Annotated in this window: 1 protein-coding gene; it reads left to right on the top strand. The window is 36.6% G+C overall.

The features are described 5' to 3' along the window. Positions 1–487: 487 nt before the first annotated feature. Complete coding sequence (mutS, locus tag WOCAOBSORBRA_RS05755; protein ID WP_174516128.1) at positions 488–2998, top strand: DNA mismatch repair protein MutS; 2511 nt, start codon at positions 488–490, stop codon at positions 2996–2998. Positions 2999–3131: the final 133 nt, after the last annotated feature.

Below are 3131 nucleotides of genomic sequence, written 5' to 3'. Positions count from 1 at the left end.
ACAACTTTTGGTTGGTAATACCATAATGGAAATTTATCATTCATTTTAGAAAATACTATAGTAGCGGAATGACGAATATGTCGTTTTTCAAATTGTCGTAAGTCACTTTTTAGCTATAATACACACAAGGAGGGTGTCATCCCAGTGCCCCTATGATGTCATCCCAGTGCTTGACACTGGGATCCAGAAAAGTTTGCTTGTAAACTAGCATGGAAAGTAGCTGATCTTACACTAAATGAATGTTTTTGATGAGTTTGCATAGAAGCTGGATTCCAGCGTCACGTGCTGGAATGACAACTGCGTTTTTTGTTTTTTTGTCATCAAATACTCCTACTCTTTATGTCATCCAAGTGTCCTGACTACTTGGATCCAAGAAATTTAATTGTTTTAAATTTTTCCCTCTATACACCTATTTAAAATTTATGTTATCCACATGTGCAATATAATCTATAATAACGTTTATCAATACAATATATTAAAAAATATTATGAGCTTCGTGAAAGAAAAAAACACCCCTGTGATGGAGCAGTATTTGAACCTGAAAGCTCAATACAAAGATCATCTGCTATTTTATAGGCTAGGAGATTTTTATGAATTGTTTTTCAATGATGCTATTAAAGCTGCGAAATTGCTGAATATAGTGCTAACCAAGAGAGGTAATTCGTGTGGGCAGGACATACCAATGTGTGGAGTGCCAGCACACAGTAGTGAATCTTACCTACACAAGCTAATAGATTTAGGATTCAAAGTAGCAATCTGTGACCAATTAGAAACTGCTGATGAAGCAAAAAAGAGGGGCTATAAATCCATAGTAAAACGTGATGTAGTGCGAGTTGTAACTCCAGGTACAATTATAGAAGATTCACTACTGGAGGATAAAAGCAATAATTATCTCGCGTCCATAGTTGAACAAAATGACGAATATGCTATTAGTTGGCTTGAATTATCGACGGGAAAATTTTTTCACACTTTAACGAGTTTGAAAGCTCTAGATAGTGATTTATTGCGTATATCACCAAGAGAATTATTAATTTCTGAAAAATTCACTGAGGACGAAAAAATTAGATCGGTTTTAAAAAATTATAAAATATCAATTACGCAACACGCACAGAGCTTCTTTGAGTATAGTAAATCTCACAGAACGTTATGCGAGTTTTATAAAATCAGGGAACTTGGGAGTATAGGAAATTTCAGCAAAGTAGAAATCATGGCGTGCGGTGCACTGCTTGAATATGTCAGAGTAACACAAAGGGGCTCTATTCCAAGGCTTGAATTCCCAAAAACCTATAAGCAACAAAATTTCATGCTTATTGATGCTTCAGCAAGGAGAAATCTTGAGTTGTTTTCAACTCAATTTGGTGAAAAGAAAGGTTCACTAATTTCAGTTATTGATCATACAGTTACAGCTTCTGGTGGACGCCTGCTCAAACAAATGCTCGCTTCACCCCTTGCTTGCTCCAAGGCAATCAATTTGAGGCTCAGCACCGCTCAATTTTTTGTAAATAATCATGAGCCACGCAGAAAAATACGAGAGATATTATCTAACATTCCGGATATTGAAAGGTCTTTATCGCGCTTAATACTAGGGCGTGGTTCACCAAAGGATATGAACCTATTGAAAATAGGCCTAGGAAAAACTTTAGAGTTGTCTGAGTTTCTGTCTACCTTGCATAATTATTGTTTAAGTGAAAAATCAGAAATTAACTCTCAGATGTCACTCCAGTGCTTGACCGGAGAAAAGGAACCAGTGTCTACTACTCAGGTGATAAGTAGTGACGAGAGTGAACTAAGCACAATACATAAAAGCCTTGGCAATCATAAAGACCTATTTGAACTGTTAAATAGTGCTATACTCGATAATAACCTCAGTTCCGTGAAAGAAGGAGGATTTATTCACTCAAAATACAACTCAGAATTATCTGAGTTATCCTACATATTAAATAATAGTAATAAACTAATAACCAAACTCCGTGAATCTTATCGCGACCTAACTGGCATTGCCGCACTCAAAATATTACACAACAACATACTTGGTTATTACGTTGAAGTGTCGGCAAATCACAAAATAACTTCGGATATATTTATTCATAGGCAAAGCTTAGCAAATAGCATGCGCTACACTACTAATGAATTGAAAGAACTAGAAAATAAAATTCTTACGGCACGTGATGCTGCAATCGGCTTAGAAATGAAAATTTTTAGTGAACTGTGTAGTGAAGTCGCTAAAGAATCTGAAAAAATTGCTCTTGCTGCAAATGCTTTGGCAAAACTTGATATTAGAACCGCATTTGCAGAGCTTGCAGTGCAAAATAATTACGTAAAACCCATTATTGATGACAGCAAAGAGTTCAATATCTGTAGCGGAAGACATCCAGTGGTTGAAGTTAACGATAAATTCATTGCAAATAGCATCAATTTAGCTGGTATACATCTAATTACTGGTCCTAATATGGCTGGAAAAAGCACTTTCTTGAGGCAAAACGCTCTCATTGCAATTTTAGCTCACATGGGGTCATTTGTGCCAGCAGAGAGTGCACATATTGGAGTGATTGACAAGATATTCAGCAGGGTTGGCGCAACGGATAATATAACAGCTGGTTATTCTACCTTCATGGTAGAGATGATCGAAACAGCAACGATAGTAAATCAGGCAACGGACCGTTCCTTGGTGATACTTGATGAAATTGGTAGGGGCACAGGGGTGTATGATGGATTATCTATTGCACAGGCGGTGATTGAACATATTCACAATGTAAATAAGTGCCGCGCCATTTTTGCAACTCATTATCATGAATTAACTAAAGTAAGCAAATACTTGAAGAACGTGAAATGTTTTTGTGTAAAAATAAGAGAGTGGAACGGAGAGGTTATCTTTCTACATGAAGTAATTGAAGGCATTGCAGATGAGTCATATGGAATACATGTAGCAAAACTTGCTGGTTTTCCTGATTCTGTTTTAAATAGAGCAAGTGAAGTGTTTGAGGAGCTGAAGGCTTGAATCATTATTATAAGTGAAGAATTACCTATACAATCGTGGTAGTAGCTATAGAAACGAAAAACTTACTTGACACCCTTCGCCAGCGCCCTTATCATGATAGTGAAGCTATTGTATTTGCTTTCGCCAATCTGCA

It is taken from the genome of Wolbachia endosymbiont of Cardiocondyla obscurior, from assembly GCF_902713635.1.
GTDB classification, from domain to species: Bacteria; Pseudomonadota; Alphaproteobacteria; order Rickettsiales; family Anaplasmataceae; genus Wolbachia; species Wolbachia pipientis.
Note: the sequence above shows the minus strand (reverse complement) of the source record. Positions and strands in the feature narration are given on the sequence as shown.